At 60.6% G+C, this 23,434-nt stretch carries 22 protein-coding genes and 1 pseudogene; 16 read left to right on the forward strand and 7 right to left on the reverse strand.

Features of this window, described 5'->3' with window-relative positions; translation table 11 throughout:
* Positions 1-10 precede the first annotated feature (10 nt).
* From trbE to LB564_RS16820, 8 genes are all read left to right on the forward strand, one after another.
* Positions 11-2,560, forward strand: coding sequence for a conjugal transfer protein TrbE (trbE, locus tag LB564_RS16785; RefSeq protein WP_224539355.1), 2,550 nt, complete (start codon positions 11-13; stop codon positions 2,558-2,560).
* Positions 2,557-3,306 carry a P-type conjugative transfer protein TrbJ gene (trbJ, locus tag LB564_RS16790; RefSeq protein ID WP_224539357.1) on the forward strand — a complete coding sequence of 250 codons (750 nt, stop codon included), beginning with the start codon at positions 2,557-2,559 and terminating at the stop codon, positions 3,304-3,306. Before trbE ends, trbJ begins: the two co-directional genes overlap by 4 nt.
* Positions 3,307-3,372: 66 nt before the next feature.
* The gene (trbK-alt, locus tag LB564_RS16795; RefSeq protein ID WP_263493367.1) at positions 3,373-3,627 is read left to right on the forward strand and encodes a putative entry exclusion protein TrbK-alt; all 255 of its coding nucleotides are present in this window, start codon (positions 3,373-3,375) and stop codon (positions 3,625-3,627) included.
* A complete protein-coding gene (gene trbL, locus LB564_RS16800; protein WP_224539361.1) occupies positions 3,624-5,018 on the forward strand; it encodes a P-type conjugative transfer protein TrbL in 1,395 nt (464 codons plus the stop codon). Before trbK-alt ends, trbL begins: the two co-directional genes overlap by 4 nt.
* Positions 5,015-5,701, forward strand: coding sequence for a conjugal transfer protein TrbF (gene trbF / locus LB564_RS16805; RefSeq protein ID WP_224539363.1), 687 nt, complete (start codon positions 5,015-5,017; stop codon positions 5,699-5,701). The genes trbL and trbF overlap by 4 nt, the downstream gene beginning before the upstream one ends.
* A 53-nt stretch (positions 5,702-5,754) precedes the next feature.
* Positions 5,755-6,762 (forward strand): P-type conjugative transfer protein TrbG, encoded by a 1,008-nt coding sequence (trbG, locus tag LB564_RS16810; protein WP_224539797.1) that lies wholly within the window; start codon positions 5,755-5,757, stop codon positions 6,760-6,762.
* The gene (locus LB564_RS16815) at positions 6,759-7,967 is read left to right on the forward strand and encodes a TrbI/VirB10 family protein (protein ID WP_224539364.1); all 1,209 of its coding nucleotides are present in this window, start codon (positions 6,759-6,761) and stop codon (positions 7,965-7,967) included. The genes trbG and LB564_RS16815 overlap by 4 nt, the downstream gene beginning before the upstream one ends.
* Positions 7,964-8,191, forward strand: a complete 228-nt coding sequence (locus LB564_RS16820; protein ID WP_224539366.1) for a DUF2274 domain-containing protein — start codon at positions 7,964-7,966, stop codon at positions 8,189-8,191. The genes LB564_RS16815 and LB564_RS16820 overlap by 4 nt, the downstream gene beginning before the upstream one ends.
* On the opposite strand, the gene LB564_RS31735 is transcribed toward LB564_RS16820, so the two are convergent.
* From LB564_RS31735 to hisC, 5 genes are all read right to left on the reverse strand, one after another.
* The gene (locus tag LB564_RS31735) at positions 8,183-8,629 is read right to left on the reverse strand and encodes a LysR family transcriptional regulator (protein WP_411961760.1); all 447 of its coding nucleotides are present in this window, start codon (positions 8,627-8,629) and stop codon (positions 8,183-8,185) included. The genes LB564_RS16820 and LB564_RS31735 overlap by 9 nt on opposite strands.
* An 83-nt stretch (positions 8,630-8,712) precedes the next feature.
* Complete coding sequence (locus LB564_RS16830) at positions 8,713-9,309, reverse strand: acyl-homoserine-lactone synthase (RefSeq protein WP_224539370.1); 597 nt, start codon at positions 9,307-9,309, stop codon at positions 8,713-8,715.
* Between the two features lie 80 nt (positions 9,310-9,389).
* Complete coding sequence (locus LB564_RS16835; RefSeq protein ID WP_224539372.1) at positions 9,390-10,169, reverse strand: helix-turn-helix transcriptional regulator; 780 nt, start codon at positions 10,167-10,169, stop codon at positions 9,390-9,392.
* Positions 10,170-10,251: 82 nt separating this feature from the next.
* Positions 10,252-11,031 (reverse strand): TetR/AcrR family transcriptional regulator, encoded by a 780-nt coding sequence (locus tag LB564_RS16840; protein ID WP_224539374.1) that lies wholly within the window; start codon positions 11,029-11,031, stop codon positions 10,252-10,254.
* A 9-nt stretch (positions 11,032-11,040) separates the two neighbouring features.
* Positions 11,041-12,156, reverse strand: a complete 1,116-nt coding sequence (gene hisC, locus LB564_RS16845) for a histidinol-phosphate transaminase (RefSeq protein WP_224539375.1) — start codon at positions 12,154-12,156, stop codon at positions 11,041-11,043.
* A gap of 226 nt (positions 12,157-12,382) precedes the next feature.
* Here hisC and LB564_RS16850 point away from each other — a divergent pair, with 226 nt between their 5' ends.
* The 8 genes from LB564_RS16850 to LB564_RS16885 all read left to right on the forward strand — a co-directional run bounded on the left by LB564_RS16850 (position 12,383) and on the right by LB564_RS16885 (position 21,693).
* Positions 12,383-14,026, forward strand: coding sequence for an ABC transporter substrate-binding protein (locus LB564_RS16850; protein WP_224539377.1), 1,644 nt, complete (start codon positions 12,383-12,385; stop codon positions 14,024-14,026).
* Positions 14,027-14,071: 45 nt separating this feature from the next.
* Positions 14,072-15,112 carry an ABC transporter permease gene (locus tag LB564_RS16855; RefSeq protein WP_224539799.1) on the forward strand — a complete coding sequence of 347 codons (1,041 nt, stop codon included), beginning with the start codon at positions 14,072-14,074 and terminating at the stop codon, positions 15,110-15,112.
* 85 nt (positions 15,113-15,197) lie between these two features.
* A complete protein-coding gene (gene nikC, locus LB564_RS16860; protein WP_224539379.1) occupies positions 15,198-16,124 on the forward strand; it encodes a nickel transporter permease in 927 nt (308 codons plus the stop codon).
* Positions 16,125-16,141: 17 nt separating this feature from the next.
* On the forward strand, positions 16,142-16,987 hold the full coding sequence (locus LB564_RS16865; RefSeq protein ID WP_224539381.1) for an ABC transporter ATP-binding protein: 846 nt from the start codon (positions 16,142-16,144) through the stop codon (positions 16,985-16,987).
* A complete protein-coding gene (locus LB564_RS16870) occupies positions 16,984-17,778 on the forward strand; it encodes an ABC transporter ATP-binding protein (protein ID WP_224539382.1) in 795 nt (264 codons plus the stop codon). The genes LB564_RS16865 and LB564_RS16870 overlap by 4 nt, the downstream gene beginning before the upstream one ends.
* 18 nt (positions 17,779-17,796) lie before the next feature.
* Complete coding sequence (locus LB564_RS16875) at positions 17,797-18,855, forward strand: porin (protein ID WP_224539385.1); 1,059 nt, start codon at positions 17,797-17,799, stop codon at positions 18,853-18,855.
* A 105-nt stretch (positions 18,856-18,960) separates the two neighbouring features.
* Positions 18,961-20,136 carry a serine hydrolase domain-containing protein gene (locus LB564_RS16880; protein ID WP_224539388.1) on the forward strand — a complete coding sequence of 392 codons (1,176 nt, stop codon included), beginning with the start codon at positions 18,961-18,963 and terminating at the stop codon, positions 20,134-20,136.
* Between the two features lie 75 nt (positions 20,137-20,211).
* Entirely contained in the window at positions 20,212-21,693 is a 1,482-nt protein-coding gene (locus LB564_RS16885) for a M81 family metallopeptidase (RefSeq protein WP_224539390.1), read from the forward strand.
* A gap of 33 nt (positions 21,694-21,726) precedes the next feature.
* On the opposite strand, the pseudogene LB564_RS16890 reads toward LB564_RS16885, so the two are convergent.
* A pseudogene (locus LB564_RS16890) lies at positions 21,727-22,187 on the reverse strand (Lrp/AsnC family transcriptional regulator).
* Positions 22,188-22,694: 507 nt separating this feature from the next.
* Complete coding sequence (locus tag LB564_RS16895; RefSeq protein WP_224539392.1) at positions 22,695-23,276, reverse strand: amino acid synthesis family protein; 582 nt, start codon at positions 23,274-23,276, stop codon at positions 22,695-22,697.
* Positions 23,277-23,434: the final 158 nt, after the last annotated feature.

Here is a 23,434-nt window from a genome sequence, read left to right on the forward strand (position 1 = left end):
GGCTTTCCCAATGATGAACCTTGCCGAGTACCGCAAGCGCTCGCAAACCCTCGCGGACTATCTGCCCTGGGCCACATTGGTGGCACCTGGAGTCGTCCTCAACAAGGACGGCTCTTTCCAGCGCACCGCAAGCTTCCGCGGCCCCGATCTCGACAGTGCCACGCCGGCCGAATTGGTCGGCACGACAGGACGTCTCAACAATGCGCTGCGCCGCCTTGGCTCCGGCTGGGCCATCTTCGTCGAAGCTGCTCGGCTTGCTGCGCAACATTATCCGGAAGGTCTTTTCCCCGACAGTGCTTCGGCGTTGGTGGATCTCGAGCGTCGTGAACAGTTCGAGGGCGAGGCTAACCAGGGACCGCCCCAATGGGGCGATCGACAGACGCACGGTGAACTGTTCGAGAGCAGCTATTTTCTCACCTTCGTCTGGTTGCCGCCAGCCGAGGAAGCATCTCGCATGGAGAGCTGGCTCTATGAGGGTCGGGAAAAAAGCGGCGTCGACTCGTGGGAGCTATTGAAGGGTTTCGTGGATCGCACCGACCGCGTGCTGAACCTGATCGAAGGCTTCGTTCCGGAGGTCGACTGGCTCGACGATAGTCAGACGCTGACCTACCTGCACTCGACGGTCTCGACCAAGCGCCATCGCGTGCGTGTTCCCCAAACGCCGATGCATCTCGACGCGCTGCTGGTCGACCAGCCGCTGGCCGGCGGGCTGGAACCGCGGCTCGGCGAGTTCCATCTGCGCACGCTGAGCGTCATCGGATTCCCGACCACGACTTTTCCCGGCATCCTCGATGAGCTCAACCGACTTGCCTTTCCCTACCGCTGGTCGACCCGGGCAATCATGCTCGACAAGACCGACGCGACCCGCCTGCTGACCAAAATCCGCCGGCAGTGGTTCGCCAAACGAAAATCCGTCGCGGCGATCCTCAAGGAGGTGATGACCAATGAGGCGTCGGTCCTGGTCGACACGGACGCTGCCAACAAGGCCGCCGACGCCGATGCGGCGCTGCAGGAACTCGGCTCAGACCAGATCGGCGAGGCATACGTCACCGCGACGGTGACGGTGTGGGATGTCGATGCAGGAATAGCCGACGAGAAGCTCCGCCTGGTGGATAAAATCATCCAGTCCCGCGATTTCACTGCCATCGTGGAGCGTGTCAACGCCGTCGAGGCCTGGCTAGGCAGTGTCCCCGGTCATGTCTATGCCAATGTCCGCCAACCCCCGCTTTCCACACTCAATCTCGCCCACATGATCCCGCTCTCGGCGATCTGGGCAGGACCGGCAACCGACGAGCATTTTCGAGCACCGCCACTGTTCTTCGCCAGGACGGAAGGTACGACACCGTTCCGGTTCAGCCTGCATGTCGGCGACGTCGGCCATACACTTGTCATCGGTCCGACCGGCGCCGGCAAGTCGGTTCTGCTCGCGCTGATGGCGCTGCAGTTTCGCCGCTATCCAAACAATCAGATCTTTGCTTTCGATTTCGGCGGATCGATCCGGGCCGCGGTACTTGGCATGGGCGGAGATTGGCAGAATCTCGGCAGCAATCCGTCGAGCGGGCAGAGCCCGGATGATCCGCTGGCGCTGCTCACATTGGCTGACCTGTCCGACGACACCGGCGACGTTTCGCTGCAACCCCTGGCCGGCATTCACCACACGCCCGAAAGGGCTTGGGCAGCCGACTGGCTCGTCGACATTCTCCTGCGCGAAGGCGTGCCCGTCACGCCGGAGGTGAGGGAATATCTTTGGTCGGCGCTCACCTCCCTGGCTTCGGCGCCCGTTCCGGAACGGACACTGACCGGACTGTCGGTGCTGCTGCAGTCATCGCCATTGAAGCAAGCGTTGCGACCCTACTGTATCGGCGGGCCTTACGGCCGGTTGCTCGACGCAGAACTTGAGCGTCTCGGCGAAGCATCCGTTCAGGCCTTTGAGACCGAGGGTCTGATCGGCACGGGCGCGGCGCCGGCCGTGCTCGCCTACCTCTTCCATCGCATCGAGCAGAGAATGAATGGGCGGCCAACGCTGCTGATTATCGATGAGGGCTGGCTGGCGCTGGACGATGGCGGCTTCGCCGACCAGCTTCGCGAGTGGCTGAAAACCCTGCGCAAGAAGAATGCTTCCGTCATCTTCGCCACGCAATCGCTTTCCGACATCGATGGCAGCAAAATTGCACCGGCAATCGTCGAGGGCTGTCCGACGCGGCTGTTCCTTCCAAACGAGCGCGCCATCGAGCCGCAGATCACCGATATCTATCGGCGCTTTGGATTGAACGACCGCCAGATCGAGATCGTCGCCCGGGCGACCCCGAAGCGCGATTATTACTGCCAGTCGCGGCGCGGCAATCGGCTGTTCGAACTCGGCCTCGGTCCGATCGCGCTCGCTCTTTGCGCCACCTCCTCAAAGACCGATCAGGCGGCGATCGACCGGATCTTGGCCGAGAGCGGTCGCGAACATTTCCTCGAGGCCTGGCTCTCCGATCGCGGTCACTCCTGGGCCGCCGACCTTATTCCTCACCTAACCAATATCACCGAGCAATCTGCGAAGGAGGTTTCATCATGAATTCCGTCCGTAACCGTCTCCGTATCCGGCATTTGGCTGCCGCGAGCGTTGTCGCCGTCGGCATTGCTCTATCATTGACGCCCGCATCGGCATTGATCGTCTTCGACCCCCGAAACTATGCGGAGAACGTGCTGTCGGCTGCCCGCGCGCTGGAGCAAATTCAGAACCAGATCACCTCGCTCCAGAACGAAGCGCAGATGCTGATCAACCAGGCGAAGAACCTGACCTCACTGCCGACGTCGCTGCTTGGCCAGATCGAAGGCAATTTCTCTGAGATGAAGAGCCTGCTCGGCGAGGCCGACAGGCTCGCCTACAGCGTCCAGGACATCGACAGCCAGTTCAAGCCGACCTACCAGAATTTCGGTTCGGATTTGTCCAGTCAGCAGCTCGTCAAGGGCGCCCGCGAACGCTGGCGGACTTCTGTGTCCTCCTTCGAACATGCGTTGAAGGCTGGAGCTGTCGCGGTCGACAATATCGAAGGGACGCGGGAGCAGACGAGTTCGGCGGTCAATGCCAGCCAGTCGGCGGTCGGTATCCTGCAGGCGACCCAGGCCGGCAATCAACTTCTCGCTGTTCAGGCAAGGCAGGTCGCCGACCTCACCGCAATGATGGCCGCGCAAGGGAGGGCTGCGGCGCTGGAGAGCGCCAGGCAGGCTGCGGCGCAGCAACAGGCGCAAGAACAGTTCAGCCGCTTCATGAAGGGCAGCAGCTACAGCCCGTCCTCGGTTCGCATGTTCCACGACTGAGGCTTCTCTCAAATGATTCTCAAGATCGCCGCCCGGATGACAGTCGTTCTTGGCCTTTGCGCTGCCATGGCCGCCACCCTCATGGCATTGCGCGGCAACGGCTTGCAGGACGCGTCCTCCCCGCGGTCCGCACATCCGGGCGGCGAGCCGGCCACCCTCGAGTTGGCGCGATGCCGGGCCATCGGTGTTGCTGCGGCAATCGATCCTGCGTGCCACAGAGCGTGGGCAGAAAACCGCCGCCGCTTCTTCGGCATCGATTCGCCGCCTATGCCGATGCCGGAGCGGTTTGGTCCGTCAACAAACCGCCCGGTGTCGCCATGAACGACACCGGCGTAATCGATCGCTTTCTCGAAACCTTCACCCGCTACATCGACAGCGGCTTTGGGCTGCTCGGCGGCGAGGTCGCCTTCCTTACCTCGACCCTGATCGCCATCGACATCACGCTCGCGGGGATATTCTGGGCCTGGGGCGCCGACGAGGACGTGCTGCACCGGCTGGTGAGGAAGACGCTCTATATCGGCTTTTTCGCCTTCATCATCGGCAACTTTAATCGGCTCGCCGGCATAGTCTTCGAGAGCTTTTCCGGACTTGGCCTGAAGGCCGGAGGATCATCGCTTTCCGGTTCCGCACTGCTGCAGCCGGGCCGCGTCGCGCAGGTCGGCATCGACGCCGGTAATCCCATCCTTGAAGCCGCCAGCCAGTTGATGGGCTACGTCTCCTTCTTCGAGAATTTTGTCCAGATCGTCGTCCTGATGGTGGCCTGGGCCATCGTGCTGATCGCCTTCTTTATCCTGGCCGTGCAGATCTTCGTCACGCTGATCGAGTTCAAGCTGACGACGCTTGCCGGCTTCGTGCTGATCCCGTTCGCGCTGTTCAACAGGACGGCTTTCCTTGCAGAGAAAGTGCTCGGCAACATCTTTGCCTCGGGCGTGAAGATTCTCGTGCTCGCCGTCATCGTCGGGATTGGGTCTGGCCTCTTTGGCGAGTTCACTAATGGCTTCGCGGAACAACCCACGATCACCGATGCACTGTCGCTAGTGCTTGGCGCGTTGTCGCTGATGGGTCTTTCGATCTTCGGTCCCGGTATCGCGACGGGACTGGTCTCCGGCGCCCCGCAACTGGGCGCGGGTGCCGCCGTCGGCACCAGCCTTGCAGCAGGTGGCCTAGGTGCTGCCGGCTACATGGGAGCGCGTGCCGGGTTGAGCGGTGCGGCGACTATGATCGGTGCCGGAGGCCGCATGTCGGCCGCCGCGGCGCGTGGAGGTGTGCATCTGGCGGGAATTGCATCGGCCGCCTACGGGCTTGCCGCCGCAACGTCAGGACAGAGGGGCGCGGGCGCCGTTGCAGCCGGTCTCGGTGGTGTCACGCGAGCTGGCGTCGGCTCTGCAGCCCAGCCCGTCAGGCAGGCCATGTCGCGTGCTGCGTCAGCGTTAAGCAGCAGTCATCAATCGGGTCGCTCCTCCGCATGGACCGCTACCGGCGGACAATCAACCGGCAGCATGGGCGAAGCCGTAAAAGATTCCTCTTTTGCAAGCCCGTCCTCCGCGGCCACTCCCAGCTCATCTGCCGGGACGCCGCCGGCCTGGGCCGCTCGGATCAAGCGCGGCCAGGCCATGAGCCATGGCGCCAGCACGGCCGCGCATTCCGTGCGTTCCGGCGATCATGGCGGTGGCTCGATGAATGTTTCTCTCCATCAGGATGATCACCGATGAACCCCTTCAGACGACCTTCAGTTCGTTATGGCACCACGCCCCAGCCCGAGACGCCGTATCAGCGTGCAGCACAGGCCTGGGATGAGCGCATAGGCTCGGCCCGGGTGCAGGCAAGAAACTGGCGGCTGATGGCCTTCGGTTCGCTCGTGCTCGCCGGTGGCTTCGCGGCGGCACTGGTCTGGCAGTCGGTGCGCGGCTCCGTCGTCCCCTGGGTCGTCCAAGTCGACAAGTTTGGCGAGGCGCAGGTGGTCGCCTCGGCCATAGCCGACTTCAAGCCGACCGATCCGCAAATCGCATGGCATCTCGCCCGCTTCATCGAACAGGTGAGGAGCATTGCGGACGATCCGGTCGTAGTGCGCCAGAACTGGTTGCGCGCCTACGACTACACGACTGATCGCGGCGCCATCACGCTCAACGATTATGCCCGCCTGAACGACCCTTTCGCCAAGGTTGGCAAGATCCAGGTCGCAATCGAGGTATCGAGCGTCATCCGTGCCTCGCCGGATTCGTTTCGGGTCGCCTGGGCCGAGCGCCGGTACGAAAACGGCAATCTGGCCAGCACCGAACGTTGGACCGCCATCCTCACCATCGTGATCCAGCAACCCCGCGATGCCGAGCGGCTGAAAGCCAATCCGCTCGGCGTCTACGTCAACGCCATAAACTGGTCGAAGGAGCTTTCATGATGCGTGCGGCATCGACACGGAAACCGGCGAGACTAACCGCGCGCAGCACGACGATGACGCGCATGCTTGCAGCAGCGTTGTTGTCCGCCACGGCGCTTGCCGGTTGCGCCTCGAAAAAATACATTCCGCCCGAGATCGCCTACGACGATGCCGCGCCTGCCGTCCGCAAAGCCGATCCGCCCGGTCCGGTGAAGGTTGTGGAGGTCCCAAAACCGCTACCACTGCCCGGCCAGTTGAAGCCAGTCGGGATCAGCAAGGCGAAGACTGAGCCGGCCGATCCCAAACAGCGGATCAGCCAGGCCAATGAGGCCGCGCGCATGCAGCCCGTCCGCGATGGCTTCATCAACGCAATCCAGCTCTATCCCTGGAGCGAGGGTGCGCTCTACCAGGTCTATGCCGCGCCTGGCCAGGTCACCGATATAGCTTTGCAGCCGGGTGAGCAGCTTGTCGGCTCCGGACCTGTCGCCGCCGGCGACACGGTGCGCTGGATCATCGGCGATACGCAAAGTGGGGCAGGGGAACTGCTTCAGGTTCACATTCTCGTAAAGCCGACCCGCCCCGATCTACAAACCAACCTTGTCATCAACAGCGACCGTCGTACCTATCATCTCGAGCTGCGCTCGACCGAGAAAACCTACATGGCCTCGGTTTCCTGGCAATATCCGCAGGACCAGCTGATCGCGTTGAGGCGACAGAACGCCCAAGCTTCCGCCGCCCGGCCGGTCGCTTCCGGCGTCGACATCCAGAAGCTCAATTTCCGCTATCGCATCGAGGGTGATGCGGCCCCCTGGAAGCCGCTGCGCGCTTTCGACGACGGCGCAAAGGTCTACATCGAATTCCCATCCGGGATCGGCCAGGGTGAAATGCCGCCGCTGTTTGTCATCGGCCCGTCAGGCGGCTCGGAACTGGTCAACTACCGCGCCCGCCAGAATTACTATGTCGTTGACCGCCTGTTTCCCGCGGCCGAACTGAGGCTGGGCGACAAGACGAGCGAGAAACGCGTCCGCATCGTGCGCACGGATGGAAGAAAGCCACAGCGCAGCGTGGGGCTGTTTCGATGAGCGACACCGCCACTTCGTCGAACCCGGATGTCAGCGCGGAACTGCGGCTGCGGCCAGAACCGGCCAGGGTGACGCGACTGTCGCGCAAGGTCCTCATCGGTCTCGGCGGCGTCGCCAGCGTTGCCATCCTCGGAACGCTCATCTGGGCGCTAGACACCAGACGTGTCCACGAGCAAGCATCCGAACTTTTCACGACGGAAAACCGCACCACCGCTGACGGGCTCCAGACACTGCCGATGGACTATGCTGGTGTTCCCAAGCTCGGGCCCGCATTGCCTGGCGATCTCGGACGTCCGATCCTGCGCGCGCAAGAGCGCGGACAGCCGGCGGTAAGGGGCATCCACACACCACGCGTCGATCCAGAAGAACAACGCCGCCTGGCTGAGATCGAGGCCGCCCGCGTGGCAAAATTGTTCACCGGCGCCAAGGCCTCGGCAAATCCCGCGAGACATGGCGCTGGTCCTGGAGACACCGTCGTCGACACCATGTTCGGCATGGCGCTGCCGACGGAACCGCCAGCGCTCGATCCAGGCACCGATCCAAACCTGCAGGACCACAAAACTGCCTTCATCAACGCAGCACCGGACCGCCGCACGACAAGTGCCGACCACCTCATGGAAAAAGCCTCGCCTTATGTCGTTCAGGCGGGCACGGTTATTCCAGCGGCCCTGATCACCGGCATCCGCTCCGACCTGCCTGGTCAAGTGACTGCTCAGGTCACCGAGAATGTCTATGACAGCCCGATCGGGACCTACCTGCTGATACCGCAAGGTTCGAGGCTGATTGGGCAGTATGACAGCCAGGTTGCTTTCGGTCAGTCACGAGTGATGCTGGTCTGGACTCGGCTCATCCTGCCCGATGGCAGCTCCATTGTTATGGAGCGCCAGCAGGGAGCGGACTCTTCTGGGTTTGCCGGCCTTGAAGGCGATGTAGACCATCACTGGGGCCAGATGTTTCGGGCCGCAGCACTCTCGACCCTCCTCGGTATTGGGACGTCGCTTGGCTCAAGCGACAACGAAAGCGACATCGCCAAGGCCATTCGTGAAAGCGCTCAGGATTCGGCAACGAACATCGGTCAGCAGATCGTGCGCCATCAGCTTGACGTCCAGCCGACGCTCACCGTGCGACCTGGTTTCCCAGTTCGCGTCCTCGTCAATCGCGACCTTATGCTGGCGCCGTACGGCGCCGAGAAGGGGCCTGCATGACCAAGCTGAAGCTCTCCGCCATTGCCGATGACCGGCCAGTCAAAGTGACGGTCGAACTGCCGGCGTCCGTTCACCGGGATCTTGTCGCCTATGCAGAGGTGCTTGGCCGCCAAACGGGGCAGGCCGTTGCCGACCCGGCCAAACTCATCGCGCCGATGCTTGAACGGTTCATGCTGACGGACAGGGCATTCAGTCGAGCCCGGCGCGACAGCAAGTCAGCGTGACTGTTCAGGGCCACGCTTTGCCTTCACCAAACGGAGCTCGACGTCCGGGCGCTCCCGAATAAAGTCGACAACCACGTCCAGGAACTCGGTTACCTGCATCAGGGCGTCGGGTCCGGAAGTCAGGTTTCCGACAGCTTGTGCCTTTCTGTTTGGCTGCGCTATTGCGAGCGTGTCGTCGAGGTCTGAAAGGACACGACTGAGATTGCGCAGGAGTTTCGCCCCGAGCCTGGTCGGACGAACACCAGTCGCATGGCGTTCGAAAAGTATTACCCCAAGCGAGTCCTCAAGGTCACGGATGCGTCGACTGAGCGCGGAATGGTGGATTCTTATTCGTCGAGAGGCGCCGAGGAAGCTGCCTTCCTCGGCGACCACAAGGGCACAGTCGAGCGTAACGAGTTGGATCCGCCGGCGCAGTGCGCTTCTGTGGCTTAGTGACAAATCACGGCTCTATGGCTGAGCAACGAGGAGCGGTACTTCCTTATCGGCAGGAGCAGTAAGCCGCATTGTGCGAGCGCCATCGCCTATACCGAGAGCGCACTCGCCTTGCGGGTCTCATGCAATCGTCTTAGCGTCCGCTCATCAAACCGCGCGGTCACTGCAACCGTCTCTTCGCCCCCGATAAATTGAGGGACCCCGAGCGGCGTTACCCTGAAATGCAGTTGCACAAGCCGCAGCAGCCAGAGCGGATTCATCTCGATGATGATTGTGTCGACCCCACTGCGAAGGCCCCACTCGACGATGCCGCACAGAAGCGCGTTAGCGACCGGACTGAGCATTCTGCCGCGCTCGCGATACCCGGCCGCGACGCAGTAGCGCGTCCATTCCCAGATATTGGATCCAGCAGGCGGCTCGCCTTCACACAGATTCCGCAGAACGTCCGTGAGAAGGTGTGGCCTGGTCGATGGGAGCATCCGCTGGTAGCCGATAACCCGGCCATCCGCGATGAAAAGCATGTGGACAGCGTGCTCATCGTCAAAGCGGTCCCTTTCGCGACCGTCTTGTCGCGCTAGTTCGATCCAGTTTTTCTCTTCTACGAAAACCTGGTGGCGGAGCTGGAAAGCTTGATCCAACTCCGCGCGATAGAGCTCGGCATTCTGATTTGTCACGATATGCAGCATCAGGGTTGTCCTCCGTTTTGAGTCCAACCCAAGCTGCGCTTTTCAAAAGTGGCGGCGTATCACGCGATCCCGTGAGCTGCTCAACTGATCACGCCGAGGCGCAAGGCTTCCGCCACGGCGTGAATAGTGCTCGAAACCCTCAGCCGCTCCCGGACAGCGCGCAGATGGCTGTCCGCTGTGTTGCTGCTGATGTTCAAGCGTTGAGCGATCTCATCGACAGTCAGGCCTTCCGACGCCCACCGAAGAACGTCACGCTGCCTCGGCGAAAGGTGCACAGATTTACGATACTTCCCTTCACCGACGAGCGCTGAGGCGCAACCAAATGCGTAGGCCATAACGAACTGGAGAGCCAACCTGTCACAAGGGTCGGAATTCAATTTCTCCCCGGCAATCGAAAATCCAACTGGATTTCGCTCGAGTGTCGAGAAAGGTATGGTGAGTCCCTGACCCAGGCGAAACTCCTTAGCCTCATCCATGATACGGCGGCCAGCCGGGCAGACCTTGCATAGTTCCCCGACCTCGCTCCAGTGAAACGGCGCGCTGGCCTGTCTGACAAGCTGGATCGTTGGGTCTCGGGCAAGATAGCCATTCGAGAAATAGCGGGCAGTCCATTCCTCGGGCCAGGCCGCCAACACCACATGCGCTAGCTGTTCACGTCCAGACACGAAAGGTGGTGGAATTACGCCAGCCAGCAGGTTCGTGGCGCCAAACCGTCCAATGTAACCCAACAATAAATTGCAGATGCCTTGGGGACTGCTGCATTTGCGCATCTCATCAAGTGCTACGGAGGTTTCGCTCAGTCTTCGGCGCCAGCTGCCAGAAACTATTACCGATGTTGATGAACCAGCTTTTTTGGGCACTGCTTTTCACACGGGGTATAATCGGGCTCAGCAGTCCATCACGGTTCCGGTGCAGGGCAAATCGACAGTCCCAAGCGCGAGGTCAGCCATCGGCACTTGGGGCTGGTAGGTCAGCTTGCCTGTTCCGGAGGCCTCTGGCCTGGGCCTCAAGACCAAGGATGAGGGTTTCGATCAGGAAGTTGTAGCCTTCGGCAAGGGGCGCGACATCGCCGCTTTTCCACCGCATCACAAACGATCGGTTGTACATTTGCGGCAGATGTCGCTTGACCAGCGGAAAGCGCGTTTCCTCGAGCGCATCCAGACCCATATCAAAGGCCTCGACCCATTCTGAACCTTCGGTGGCGCCGTCGGCGGCGAGTTCCATCGTGATGTAGCCTTCGAGTGCACCGACCACAGAGTTGAAGGCGTTGATCAGAGCATGGTCTTGAAACCCGGCCTGCGTCAACGCCTTGAGGATGATCTCAACCCAAGGCGCATTGGGGGCACCGTTTGAGCGAATATGCGGACCGAGCAGCGGCGCGGCGCGAGGATGCTCGTGGACGCGCGCACGAAAGCGCTGGAACAGAAGTCGGATCGTATCGCGCCAGTCACTTGGGAGGTCGGTCGGCTTCATGAGGGTGGCAATCAGCGCACCCGAGATTTCGGCGAGCAAATCCGACTTGGCCCCGCCAATATGCCAGTACAGCGCGGCCGGATAGACGTTGATGCGACGGGCGAGGGCACGAACCGAAAAACCCGCTATGCCTTCATCGTCGATCAGCGCAATTGCTGCCTCGATCACGCGCTCCCGGGTCAGGCCAATGGCTGCCGCACGCCCCACGGAGCGCTTTTCCGACACAGCCTTTTTCGTCAATGCACCCACCGTTTTCCCCTAGGCAAGCGCCAGGGTGCGAGCAAGCTCTTGCGCAAATCTCTCATTGTCCTCTGCTTTTCCGACACTGACCCTGAGGTGGTCGGTGTAGCCCGTCTCCATCCATGGTTTGACGATTATGCCCTTTTGGAGCAAGGCGCCAGCCACGCGCGCAGCATCTGTTTCCAGATCGAGGAACAGGAAGTTCGCCTGGGAAGGAACAACCCGAATGCCAAGACCGCGTAGACGGTCGGCAAGACTGGCGCGACTGCGGCGCATCTTTGCAGTGGTCTCTTGCATCCAGTCCCTATCCTGGAGCGCGGCAGCGGCAGCAATCTGCGCCGCGGCGTTGACGTTGAAGGGCGTCAGACACGCGCGCATGGCCCGGGCGATGCAACAATGCGATGAAACCCCGTAACCCACGCGCAAACCCGCAAGGCCGTACGCCTTCGAGAATGTGCGCAGCACTACCCAGGCCACCCCCTGCCGCTCATTCAGAAACTTCAGACCGTCGGGATAACCCGGGTCGACCATTTCGAAGTAAGCTTCGTCCAGCACGAACAACGTCCCGGGCGGGACGGCGTCAACCAGGGGGGCGAGTTCCTGCCGCGAAAGCGCCGCTCCGACCGGATTGGAGGGCGAGGAGATGAAAAGGATTTTTGGTCCCAGTGCCAATTTCTGCGCCAATGCGTCGACGTCATAATCAAACTCTTTGGTCATTGGCACCTTGACCAACTGAGCGCCCGCCGCCATCGCCTCGATCTCGTGCAAGCCAAAGCAGGGCGAAATGGTCAGAACGATGTCCCCATTTCGCAGATAAGCCCGGCAAAGTGCCGAAATCAAATCCTCCGATCCATTGCCGCAGACGATCCGGTCGGGGACAATTCCGAGCTTCTCCGAAAGCGCTTGCCGCAGTGCGCTGCACGCCGGGTCGCTGTAGCGGGATGGCACCAGGGACCCCAGTGCCTCGCTGACCCGCGGCGACGCACCATAGGGATTTTCGTTGCTGGCTAGTGCCGCGATGTCGTTCCGGCCACTGATCCGCCTCGCGGCAGCAAAGGTGATTCCAGCATTGTATGCCGGCAGTGCCGCCACTTCCTCACGCGGCGCGGGGGCGTTCTCGTGATCTGTCTGCATTGTCCCACCTTTCATGATCTCGGCCAAACCTCGGGAACTTCGGCCGCCGCGATGCTGCGCCCACGGCGGGCGAAAAAGCACCATTGACACCGGAAAAGTATATACATAATGTTTTTATTGTCCACCGAACAATAAACCACGCAACGGCGGACAAGGGTCCTCCAGGCCGCAGTCGGCTCAGGATCACCTGGAGTGAGGAGCTCCGGCAAAAAAGGGAACAGTTCACATGATGATGAAAAAGATTGCCTCTCGTCCCCGGCACTGGCTCACAAGCACGGCTCTGTCGGTGCTGCTCATCAATGCCGTGCCGGCGTTTGCGGTCACGCCCGCCGACACGCTGGTCGAAGGCTTCGCAATCGACGACATAATCACCATGGACCCGGCGGAAGCGTTCGAGCTGTCGACCGGCGAGGTAAGCGCGAACATTTACGACCTTCTGGTGCGGTTCGACCGTACCGACACCTCGAAGGTCAAAGGGGATCTTGCCGCGAGCTGGAGCATCTCGGAGGACGGTCTAACCTACACATTCAAGTTGAGGCCCGGCCTGAAATTCGCCTCGGGGCACCCACTCACCGCCCATGACGTCGCTTGGTCGTTTGAGCGCCTCATCAAGCTCGACAAGAGCCCTGCCTTCATCATTGGCCAGCTGGGCTTGACCGGCGATAATGTGCCCGAGAAGGCGAAAGCCCTGGACGATACCACCTTCCAGTTCACCGTCGACAAAGCCTACGCGCCGAGCTTCGTGCTGAACTGCCTGTCGACGACCGAGGCCGCGGTGGTGGACAGGGAACTGGTGCTGGAGCACGCCAAGGCCGTAACGCCTTCCAATGAATATAAATACGACAATGACTTCGGCAATGACTGGCTGAAGATGCATACGGCCGGATCGGGACCGTTCAAGCTACGCGAATGGCGCGCAAACGAAGCCGTCGTCCTGGATCGCAACGACAATTATAACGGCGAAAAGGGCAAGCTTGCGCGCGTCATCTACCGCCACATGAGGGAAAGTTCCGCCCAGCGCCTCGCGTTGGAGGCAGGCGACATCGACGTGGCTCGTAACCTCGAGCCGAACGACCTTCAGGCCGTTGCCAAGAACCCCGCCATCAAAGTCACCAGCGCCGGCAAGAACACGATCTACTACATCAGTCTCAATCAGAGGAACGGGAACCTGGCCAAGCCCGAGGTTCGCCAAGCCGTCAAATATCTCATTGACTACGATGCCATTGGGGCAACCCTGATCAAGGGCATAGGGCAGATCCACCAGACCTTCCTGCCCAAGGGAATGCTGGGCGAGCTCGATGAGAGCCCTTTCAAGCTGGATGTCGCCAAGGCCAAGGAGCTTCTCGAGAGGGCAGGGCTGAAGGACGGCTTCAGTGTGACCATGGATGTCCGCAACAGCCAGCCGGTGACGGGCATCGCCGAATCCATTCAGCAGACCGCGGCGGAGGCCGGCATCAAGATCGAGATCATTCCTGGCGACGACAAGCAAACGGTGACCAAGTACCGCGCCCGCAACCACGATATTTATATCGGCGAGTGGGGCGGGGATTATTTCGATCCCAACTCCAACGCCCAGACATTCGCGTCCAACACCGACAATTCGGACGAGGGCAAAAACAAGACACTCGCCTGGCGCAACGCATGGGATGTTCCTGAACTCACCAAGCAGACGGAAGCCGCTCTGCTTGAGAAGGACACTGCCAGGCGCGCGCAAATGTACCGGCATCTCCAGCAGGAGGTTCTCGACGCCGGTCCTTTCGCCATCATCTACCAAAAGACCGAAGTGGCGGGACTGCGCGACAGCGTCAAAGGCTTCGAACTCGGGCCAAGCTTCGACACCAATTTCTTGAGCACCATCACAAAGGAATAGCCGGTGGAACCGTCGAGCTTGAGCGCTGCTGGAAGACCGGCCGCGATGGGCCGCGGTGCAGAAAGTGCCATTGCGCTTCTCGCATCCGTCGCCTCTTTCGTCGCCATCGCGGCAATCACCTATCTCGGTCTACTCGCTGTGACGTTTTTTATTGGCCGGGTCATACCCATCGATCCGGTGCTGGCCGTGCTTGGCGATCGGGCACCAGCCAGTGTCGTCGAACGTACCCGGCGCGAGATGGGTCTCGACCTGCCGTTGCTGGAACAGTTCTACCTCTACATCAAGGGAGTCCTCAGTGGTGATTTCGGCAGATCGGTGCTGACCACAAACCCGGTGATGGTCGACATCCGCCGCGTCTTCCCGGCTACCGTCGAACTGGCAACCGTGGGTACCCTGATCGGTTCGTTCATCGGCGTGCCGCTCGGCGTGTTGGCGGCTGTCCGGCGTGGCAGCCTTGTCGATCAGATCGTTCGCGCCATAGCTTTGGTCGGCTATTCGGTCCCCATCTTCTGGCTGGCGCTTCTTTGCCTGCTGCTGTTTTACGCGGAACTGCACTGGGTGGCATTCCCCGGCCGCATCGACATCACATACGAGTACAGCTTCGAGCCCCTTACCGGCTTTTACCTGATCGATGCGGCTTGGCAGGGACAGTGGGATGTTTTCCGGGACGTCTTTCGCCACCTCATCCTTCCGGCAGCGTTGCTCGGTTACTTTTCCCTCGCCTACATCAGCGCCATGACGCGCTCTTTCATGCTGAACGAGCTGTCCCGAGAGTATGTGATCGCGGCGCGGGCGAAGGGCCTCTCGGAAACACGCATCATATGGAGGCACGCGCTGCGCAACGCCGCCGTGCCGATGGTCACCGTCGTCGCGCTTTCCTACGCCGGGCTGCTTGAGGGCTCGGTGCTGACGGAGACTGTGTTCTCGTGGCCAGGTATCGGCCTCTACATCACCAACTCGCTGCAGAATGCGGACATGAACGCAGTGCTTGGCGGCACCGTCATCATCGGCTCGGTGTTCATCGCGATCAACTTGTTTGCGGACCTGCTCTATCGGGTCCTCGATCCAAGGACGAAACCGCAATGACCTGGCTGTCTGCCTTCGCGCCAGGCAGCTGCCTCGCGCCGGCCTGTGAGAGGCTCCTAAACGGCATTCCTTGGAACGATCGCTCATGAGCTCGTTAGAACAAACAACTCTGTCATATCGCCGCTGGCTGCTTTCGGAGCACCCTTCGTCACGCTCGCAGGCCCGCCTCGGTCGCGCCTATACGATGTGGCGACGTCTCGTTGCAAACAGGCTGGCAATGGTCGGGGCCTTCATTGTCGTGGCCCTCCTGTTCACCGCCGTCTTCTCCGACCAGCTCGCGCCCTACTCGCCGCTCGTCGGTGACTTGAAAAACGCCCGGCTGCTGACGCCGAACGCCGAGCATTGGTTTGGCACCGACGATCTGGGTCGCGACATATATTCCCGCATCATCCATGGTTCGCGGCTGACGCTTTTCGTGGTTGTGCTGGTCGCCATTATTGCAGCACCGATAGGCCTCGTGGTTGGCACGACGGCCGGTTATGCTGGCGGCTGGGTCGATGCGGTGCTGATGCGCATTACTGATATCTTTCTTGCGTTCCCAAAATTGATCCTGGCGCTGGCCTTCGTCGCCGCCCTCGGCCCCGGCATCGAAAACGCGGTGCTGGCCATCGCCATCACCTCCTGGCCGCCTTATGCTCGCATTGCGCGCGCCGAGACACTGACCGTGCGCAACTCAGACTACATCAAAGCCGTCCAACTCATGGGCGCCTCGCCCCTGCGGATCGTGCTGCGACATATCATGCCGCTGTGCACCTCATCGCTAATCGTCCGGGTGACACTCGACATGGCTGGCATCATTCTGACTGCGGCCGGCCTGGGCTTCGTTGGCTTGGGTGCGCAACCGCCGCTGCCGGAATGGGGCGCGATGATTGCCTCTGGCCGCCGCTTCATCCTCGACCAATGGTGGGTCGCTGCCGCGCCAGGCGTTGCCATACTGATTGTCAGCCTCGGCTTCAACCTTCTCGGTGAGGGGCTTCGCGATGCACTCGATCCGCACGGTAACGAGCAATGAACATGAGGCCCGCCAACATGAGTGCAGCGAGCAGTGATCTGCTCCAAGTAAAGGATCTGCGCGTCACCTTTCCGACCCGCACCGGCATGATCGAGGCGGTACGCGGCGTCTCCTTTTCGCTCGGCCGCGAGCGCCTGGGCATCGTCGGCGAGAGCGGCTCGGGAAAATCGCAGACCGGCCGCGCCCTCATGGGGCTGACGCCGCCCGAGGCGCAGGTGTCGGCCACAACACTAACCTTCGACGGGCTCGATCTGCTCACGCTGCCGCCGCGCAAGCGGCGGAGCTTGCGAGGAAAGCGCCTCGCCATGATCCCGCAGGATCCGAAATATTCGCTCGATCCGGTGATGAGCATCGGCCGCCAGATCGTCGAGACGCTGCGCACCCACGAAAAGGTCGGCAAGGCCGAGGCGCGCGAGCGCGCGCTGGCCATGCTCGAGGCGGTGCAGATCCGCGATCCCAAACGCGTCTTCGACCTGCATCCCCACGAAGTCTCCGGCGGCATGAGCCAGCGCGCCATGATCGCCATGATGCTGATCGCCGGACCGGAAATGATGATCGCTGACGAGCCGACCTCGGCGCTCGACGTCACGGTGCAGCTCGACGTGCTCGGCATTCTCGACAGGCTGGTCAGCGAGCGCGGCATGGGGCTGATCTTCATTTCGCACGATCTGCGCCTGGTATCCTCCTTCTGCGACCGCGTCATCGTCATGTATGCCGGCAAAGTCGTCGAGCAGCTCAAGGCGTCGGAATTGAGTCAGGCCCAGCATCCCTACACGCGCGGGCTGCTCAACTGCATGCCAAAAATCGGCGCCGACCGTCACCCGCTGCCGGTGCTCGACCGCAAGCCGGAGTGGGCGCAATGACCGCAGCCATCGCCATTTCCGGCCTGGAGGTCACCTTCAACAGGTTTCGCGCGCTAAAGGGCGTAAGCCTTGTCGTGCAGCCCGGCGGATCATTCGGGCTTGTCGGCGAATCTGGCTCTGGCAAGTCGACGCTGCTGAGGGCTATCGCTGGGCTGGCGCCGATCACATCCGGGACTGCGCTGGTCCAAGGCCGGCCGCTTGGCCACCACCGCGACATGGAATTTTATCGCCAGGTGCAGATGGTCTTCCAGGACCCGTACGGTTCGCTGCATCCGCGCCAGACAGTCGATCGGCTGCTGCAGGAGCCTCTCGCGATCCATGGCATCGGCGATGGCGAGAAGCGGATCCGGCGAGCGCTCGACGAGGTCGGGCTGGGCTCTGGCTTTCGCTTCCGCTACGCGCATCAGCTGTCCGGCGGCCAACGCCAGCGCTTGGCAATAGCGCGCGCCCTTATCCTCGAACCATCAATCCTGCTGCTCGACGAGCCGACCTCGGCACTCGACGCTTCCGTGCAGGCCGAAGTGCTGAATCTCCTGCAGGACCTGCGGCAGCAGCGCAAGCTCACTTTCCTGATGGTCAGCCATGATCTCGGTGTGATCCACCACATGTGTGAACGGCTGATGGTGATGCAGAACGGCGAGAGTGTCGAAGAAGTCACAGCTGAAGACCTCGTGGCCGGCCACGTGCGCGAAGAATACACCCTCAATCTGCTTCGGGCCAGCAAAGGCTTCGAGCGCAGCGAAAGGCCTTTTGGACTGAGCGCCGCGAGCCGAAATAGATCAATTCCATAACCAATAAGGTGGGAGATGATGAGACAGGGCCAGATCCTTGAAGGCCAAATTCTTGGCTGGATGAGTGCTGTACTGTTCGAAGTGCCGCTCGTTCACGCGACCGACGCCGTATCCCTCAGGGATTACGATCCTTCTCGAAATGTAAGTATTTGTATTGCAATGGGGGAGGGGTTTGTCCAGCTCCCGCAAAGCCCCACCTGCATAAGGATCGGCGGATCCGTCGAGTACGAAATCACAGCCGGCGCCGACCCTTCCTCTGGTGAGCGCCGAAAAACCTGGGGCCAATCCACCAGCGCAACCCTGTACGGTGATGTCCGGACCCAAACTGAACAGGGGATGCTGCGCGCATATTTCGAATTGGAATCCAACATCGTTGACGGCGTCAATGAAGGCGTCACCTTTTCCGAGGGGGTTATTGGCCTGGGTGGTATCCAGGTCGGCGCCTCCAGCTCGCAATTCGATAGCTGGCTGGATTCGGCCGGCAATGTTCTAAACGACGATGTCATCCCCTACGCCGGCAGCAACACAAATCAGCTGAATTACACGGCCAGCCTCGGGGGTGGCATTTCCGCGATGCTTGGCGCCGAGCAAGGGGACGAAGGCGACGATGAAAAGGGCGATGAAGGGCATGCAATCGACAGCTATATGCCTCACCTCGTCGGCGGCCTGAAACTCGAACGAAACTGGGGGGCGATTGGGGCGGTCATCGGCTACGACTCAGTGGCCGAAGAAGTCGCGGCAAAGGCGCGGCTGGACCTCAAGCTTGGCGACACTTTCTCAGTCTTCGTCATGGGTGGGTATCAATCAAACCCTGGAATCCCAAATTATTTTGGAGCATGGAACGGGAGCTGCGCGGCGTGGGGCGGCGTTTCTGTGTTCCTGTTGCCAAAGCTCACCCTCAATGGCCAGACGGGCTATGAAGATGCCGGCATGTACGCCTTGGCGTTCAACTTTGACTACGAGATTGCTCCAGGGTTCACGGTAACGCCCGAACTCAATTACACCGTCTTCGGCAGCGACCCCTCGAAACCGGGCGACGCGCTGGGCGGCATGATCAGCATTCAGCGTGATTTCTGACGGGAGCATGTCGCCAAGCGATTGCTCGAGTGACGCCCACTGGTGCGCGGACCAGTCCATCAGAAAATTCAATCTGCCAGACACTTCAAGACAAGGAGAATGATCATGACCTCAACCCGGCGTTCGCTGCTTAAGATGGGACTGGCCGGCTTGCTTGTGCCACAGGCGACGGTTGTTCTGGCGGATAAAAAGCCAAACCAGACCTTCGAGACCTGGCGCCGCAACTTCGAAGCCGGAGTTCCGGCACGCATGGCGGCGGCCAAGGTTCCAGGAGCCGCCGTGGGCATAATTTCGAAAAACGGTTCAACCGGCTATTCGGCCGGCTTTGGTTTTGCCGACATTCAACAACAACGAAAATTCACTGCAGACACCCCAACGCATCTGGCCTCCGTCAGCAAGCTGTTTACGGCCTCCGCCCTTGTCCAGCTGTTTGAGCGCAAGGGTCTCGACCTGCATCGAGACGTGAACGAGTTCATCGACCTTACCGTTACAAATCCCTACCATCCCAACATACCGATCACGCCGCATCAACTCATCACCCACACGTCCAGCATCTCGGATGACCGATATGGGGACTACTCCGTCGTGGGAGATCCGACGCAAAGCCTGTCTGGCTTCCTTCGCGACTATCTTGTGAAGGGTGGGCACACCTATTCGCCCAGGAAATCGTACTACAAAGCAAAACCTGGCAAGAGGTGGTCGTATTCCAACGTAGCCGTTGCCCTGGCAGGTTATGTCGTTGAGTGTCTCAGCAAACAGGGCTTCTCCTCTTATGTGGAGAAGCAAATATTCGAACCCCTCGGCATCGGCAACGCGCATTGGTATCTGAAGCAATTTGCGCCGGACGTGATTTCGAGACCCTACAGGTTTGAAAAGGGGGCTTTCGTTCCACTGCCTCAGGAAGGTTATCCGGATGTCCCTGCAGGCATGTTGCGCTGTTCGGTCGACGACCTTGCAAAGATGTTACGTGCAATGCTCGGGGGTGAAACCGCCAGTCAGGAAATCCTATCGCCAGCCGCCGTCACCGCCATGCTGCGCGACCAGATCGACCCAGCGATCGTTCACTATCAGGGGCTCGGCTGGATCGAGGAGGAAATCAACGGGACACCCTTTGTTGGTCACTCCGGCAGCGATTTCGGTGCTTCCAATATGGTTGTCCTGACAAAGGACCATGGCCACGCAGTCGCTGTGCTGATGAACATCGACGGGACGGGAAAGACCGACACGTTCAGGAGTTCGATGGTTGAAGATCTCCTAGTCGGCGCAAAACTTTCGGCGTGAAGCAATCCCGGAAGCGAGCCCACTCCGAATATATAGCGGATTCATTCCGCGATTGCTCCTTAAGAGGACGAGCAAATGACGCATTGTGTTTTGACCGCCGAATTCACCCACGAAACGAACACCTTCAACGTGATCAAGACGGACTATGAAGCCTTTCGGAGCAGCCGTATCCAGGTAGGCGAGGAGGCCATTTCGGCTCGAGGGGATGCCAATACCGAACTTGCCGGATTTCTGGATGTTGCGCGCAAATATGAATGGGACCTGGTGCATGCGATAAGTGCCGATGCCGAACCTGCCGGACCGGTAACGCGTGACGCGTTTGACCGCATCTCGCATGAGATCTTGGCCAAGACGGCGGCTTTGGGCGACAAGCTTGACGGCATTTTGCTTGGCTTGCATGGCGCAATGGTGACCGATTTCTCTTCAGATGGCGAAGGTGAATTGCTTGAGCGTCTACGTCGAGTGCTGAAACGCCGGATACCGATCGCCGTCACACTGGACCCGCATGCCAACGTTACCGCCAGCATGTGTGAAAACGCGGACGTCCTGATCTCTTTCAAAACCTATCCGCATGTCGATATGCGCGAAACCGCTCGCCATGCGGCCGAGTTGCTGCACAAGGCAGTTCAAGGTTCCATCAGACCCAAGACTCTATTGGTGCGAAGGCCAATGCTGGAGGAGGCAAATGCCGGCCGCACCGATATCGGGCCCATGGTCGATTGGATAGAAGAAGCAAGGGAGCATGAAAAGAGCGCCGGTGCCCTCGCGGTCAGCATCAACGGGGCCTTTCCAGGTGCCGATGTCAAAGAAGTCGGCCCCACTGTGGTGGTGAGCTATGACGGCGATCCCGACAGACACATAGCTTTTGCGGAGCGCATCGCCGACAAAATCTGGAACAATCGCGAGAATGTCCTCAACAAGTTCTACACGCCTAAAGAGTCCGCCGAGATTGCTCGCTGCTACAGGGGTGAACGGCCGCTAATCATCGCTGACTACGCCGATAATCCGGGTGCCGGCGCGTATGGCGACGCCACCGCGCTTCTCGATGCGCTCTTGAAGGCGCGCGTCCAGAATGCGTGTTTTGGCCCGATGGTTGATGCCGGGACAGTTAACCAGCTATCCAATGCGAAGATCGGAGATACCGTTTCCGTTTCCCTGGGCGGCAAGATGGACCCGCGCTTTGGCGGAGCACCGTTGCAGGTTGAGGCTAAGCTTTTCCGTCTAAGCGACGGAAAGCTTGTAGGCACCGGGCCGCAGTTGGGCGGGCTCCAATTCAGTTTCGGTCCCACGGCGGTCATCTCAGTCGGTGGAGTGAAGGTGCTCGTCGTCACTGAGCGCTCGCAGTTGCTGGATCAGGAGCAATTCCGAGCCTTCGGCATAGAGCCGACTGCACACGACGTGATTGTTGTAAAATCCCAGCAGCATTTCCGCGCGGACTTTGAACCCATCGCTGGAGAGATCATCGTCTGCGATTGCGGTGCCCTGTCGACGATGGACTACGCCAAAATGCCGTTCAGGAACGTGCCACGGCCGATTTACCCACTCGACAAGTTCTAGCTTGGCCCGAGAGGACGATCCCGAGCGCCGCTGCTACGTTAGGCGTGCTCGCGTCGTGCGCGGCGTAGCCACTAGAAGGCTGGTTTCGCTGCCGGTTATGCCGCCAATCAGGCGGATGCGGCGCAGTACCCAATCGAAATCAGTCAGCGAGGCGGTTCCAAGTTCGACAACCAAATCCCAGCGGCCGTTGGTGGTATGGATGGTCGAGGCTTCAGGGAAGCCGCCAAGCGCCCGGATCACCCGATCGGCGGCATGGCCTTCGATCTCGATCATCATGATCCCACGGATGCGCTGATCGACCGCGTCGGCACGCAGCACCACAGTGTAGCCAATGATCTGGCCGGACCGTTCCAGCCGCACCATTCGCGCGCCCTGACGGTGGCGCGCGAGACGTCAACATCGACGGCCAGATCTGACACGCTACGGCGCGCATCCTGCCCTGAGTATTCCGTGAATGTCTTTGGAACATTCTGGCAATCACGGCCGCTATAGATGTCGACCGTGTCCCCTCCCGTCAGTTTGAGTGTCCCTACTCGCTCCAACCATAAGCTGCCAGGCTGATTCCGGCCCCGTCTCCACCCCGAACCGGGACAGCGCGATTGCGACGACGCAACAAAAGCCGCCCAGCTTGGCTGTGCCCCTAAACAACCACGACAATCCCAAGCTACAGCACCTTCGCAACCCATCACCATTTACCAGAATAAATTTGCTCTCTTGCGAGCCTGCACTTCTCGAAGGGTAGGCGTTACGCCCTTTACAAATCAGAACGTGCCAAGCTTTGTCACCTGGCCGATACCTCTGAACCAACGGGCGTGCCTGCGATAGGCATCTCGTCCCTTTTGGCTGTGTGTTTATGTCTCTGATATCGCTACCCCGGTGATTGCCTTGCGAGCCCGCTGCTGGGAACTGTGCTTTCCATGGACCCCACCTGGTCGACCTTTGAGACCGGCTGCGCCGGTTCCCGTAAACGCACATAATCGATGAGAATGTTGCGATCGACGCTAAATTGCCATCTCCTTTTCCATTTCCTTCATGTCCTGAAAACGGTCCGCAATCCGCGGATGGATCCGGCCGCCGTCGGCCGCGCCAATGGCCACGACGATTTCGTCGGCGCCCGGGCCGTCGGCGATCTGAAAGTTGGCGGTGATGAAATGCGAGCGGCGGCCGTTCTCGCTCTTGTGCATCATCGGCAATGACAGAAGCGCGCCCGGCGCATTGCGGGTGTTGCAGAATTCCAGATAGGTCGTACCGCCAACGGCGTCGCGGAACACGTTGCCGAAGCGCAGCGTATGGATCATTGCCGAGGCGTGTTCGATCTCGCCTGCGACCCCGACAGCAGCGGCCTTGCCGTAGCTCTCGATGCGCTCCGCAGGCATAAGTCCGAGCAAGCGATGCGTGAGTTCATACCCCAGCCGGGGCGCGATGGCCACGATCTCCGGCCGCAAGTTCTCGACGAAACCGCGCCCGGCCCACGGATTGCGCAGGACGGCGGCGACGACGATCGATGTTACCGGCTTGGCAGCCGCCTTGCCCCCTTCGATGCGCACTTCCTCGATGAAGGTGCAGACTTTTCGCAATTCCATGATTTTGGGCCCTGTTGGTGGAAGCCCAGCCTAGTAAGGCCCAATGGACAGGTATTCCTCCGGTTCGTAGGAAGAATCGGCGTGCACCTCGCTTGGAAGCGGTGTAGCGTTCGTAGATCGCGACGGCTTAAATTGGCCCTTGCGAGGCGGAAGACCGG

The organism is Mesorhizobium sp. ES1-6 (genome assembly GCF_020164775.1).
Classification (GTDB): Bacteria; Pseudomonadota; Alphaproteobacteria; order Rhizobiales; family Rhizobiaceae; genus Mesorhizobium.

What these genes read in the sequence shown, in the direction of transcription:
- trbE (WP_224539355.1), top strand. Translation starts at nt 11, where the DNA reads ATGATGAACCTTGCCGAGTACCGCAAGCGCTCGCAAACCCTCGCGGAC.
- trbJ (WP_224539357.1), top strand. Translation starts at nt 2,557, where the DNA reads ATGAATTCCGTCCGTAACCGTCTCCGTATCCGGCATTTGGCTGCCGCG.
- trbK-alt (WP_263493367.1), top strand. Translation starts at nt 3,373, where the DNA reads ATGGCCGCCACCCTCATGGCATTGCGCGGCAACGGCTTGCAGGACGCG.
- trbL (WP_224539361.1), top strand. Translation starts at nt 3,624, where the DNA reads ATGAACGACACCGGCGTAATCGATCGCTTTCTCGAAACCTTCACCCGC.
- trbF (WP_224539363.1), top strand. Translation starts at nt 5,015, where the DNA reads ATGAACCCCTTCAGACGACCTTCAGTTCGTTATGGCACCACGCCCCAG.
- trbG (WP_224539797.1), top strand. Translation starts at nt 5,755, where the DNA reads ATGACGCGCATGCTTGCAGCAGCGTTGTTGTCCGCCACGGCGCTTGCC.
- LB564_RS16815 (WP_224539364.1), top strand. Translation starts at nt 6,759, where the DNA reads ATGAGCGACACCGCCACTTCGTCGAACCCGGATGTCAGCGCGGAACTG.
- LB564_RS16820 (WP_224539366.1), top strand. Translation starts at nt 7,964, where the DNA reads ATGACCAAGCTGAAGCTCTCCGCCATTGCCGATGACCGGCCAGTCAAA.
- LB564_RS16830 (WP_224539370.1), bottom strand. Translation starts at nt 9,309, where the DNA reads ATGCTGCATATCGTGACAAATCAGAATGCCGAGCTCTATCGCGCGGAG.
- hisC (WP_224539375.1), bottom strand. Translation starts at nt 12,156, where the DNA reads ATGCAGACAGATCACGAGAACGCCCCCGCGCCGCGTGAGGAAGTGGCG.
- LB564_RS16850 (WP_224539377.1), top strand. Translation starts at nt 12,383, where the DNA reads ATGATGATGAAAAAGATTGCCTCTCGTCCCCGGCACTGGCTCACAAGC.
- LB564_RS16855 (WP_224539799.1), top strand. Translation starts at nt 14,072, where the DNA reads ATGGGCCGCGGTGCAGAAAGTGCCATTGCGCTTCTCGCATCCGTCGCC.
- nikC (WP_224539379.1), top strand. Translation starts at nt 15,198, where the DNA reads ATGAGCTCGTTAGAACAAACAACTCTGTCATATCGCCGCTGGCTGCTT.
- LB564_RS16865 (WP_224539381.1), top strand. Translation starts at nt 16,142, where the DNA reads ATGAGTGCAGCGAGCAGTGATCTGCTCCAAGTAAAGGATCTGCGCGTC.
- LB564_RS16870 (WP_224539382.1), top strand. Translation starts at nt 16,984, where the DNA reads ATGACCGCAGCCATCGCCATTTCCGGCCTGGAGGTCACCTTCAACAGG.
- LB564_RS16875 (WP_224539385.1), top strand. Translation starts at nt 17,797, where the DNA reads ATGAGACAGGGCCAGATCCTTGAAGGCCAAATTCTTGGCTGGATGAGT.
- LB564_RS16880 (WP_224539388.1), top strand. Translation starts at nt 18,961, where the DNA reads ATGACCTCAACCCGGCGTTCGCTGCTTAAGATGGGACTGGCCGGCTTG.
- LB564_RS16885 (WP_224539390.1), top strand. Translation starts at nt 20,212, where the DNA reads ATGACGCATTGTGTTTTGACCGCCGAATTCACCCACGAAACGAACACC.
- LB564_RS16895 (WP_224539392.1), bottom strand. Translation starts at nt 23,276, where the DNA reads ATGGAATTGCGAAAAGTCTGCACCTTCATCGAGGAAGTGCGCATCGAA.